2 protein-coding genes are annotated in these 523 nt (G+C 57.6%); both read right to left on the reverse strand.

Annotated features, from left to right (window positions below; genetic code table 11):
• Window positions 1–203 (reverse strand): transposase (locus KDX37_RS29360; protein ID WP_231656656.1); only part of this gene is annotated, 203 nt, incomplete at its 3' end.
• A 62-nt stretch (window positions 204–265) separates the two neighbouring features.
• The coding region (gene tnpB, locus KDX37_RS29365; protein ID WP_231656657.1) for an IS66 family insertion sequence element accessory protein TnpB at window positions 266–523 on the reverse strand (258 nt) is incomplete at its 5' end.

The raw sequence follows: 523 nt of genomic DNA on the forward strand, positions 1-523 counted from the left end.
CTGCCTTGCTCAGGACTGATCTGCTCGCTGCGCTTGGCAAACCGGTGCCGCTTGAGGAGTGCGATCTCGTGGGTCAACTGCTCGATGATGGTGTCATCGTGGTGGCTCTTTCTGCCCATGGTGTCGACCTTCGACAGCAACTGCGCAGCGAGAACGCGCAGTTGGTCGGGGGTCATTTGGTCGAGGTTGGGCAAGGAAGTCATGCCGTGGATTTTACCAAAGCAGACCGCCTGCGGCAGCAGGCTCAGACGTTAATTATAGCCTTTTAAAGGATCGTTATTGCACCGCCCGCGCCAACGCGCTGCCAAGGCAGACCAAGTATCAGGGCCTGAAGTTGCTCGTCATCCAGTTCCAACTCGCTACCTTGTCGAATGCCTGGCCAGTGGAATTTGCCTTGGTTCAACCGGCGTGCCGCCAGCCAGATACCAATCCCGTCGTGCACCAGCACTTTCATTCGGTTGGCCCGTCGATTGGCAAAGATATAAGCGCAGTGCGGCTTCGCCGCACCGAACACCGTGACAAC

Origin of the sequence: Pseudomonas californiensis (assembly GCF_021147775.1) — a bacterium.
GTDB lineage: Bacteria > Pseudomonadota > Gammaproteobacteria > Pseudomonadales > Pseudomonadaceae > Aquipseudomonas > Aquipseudomonas californiensis.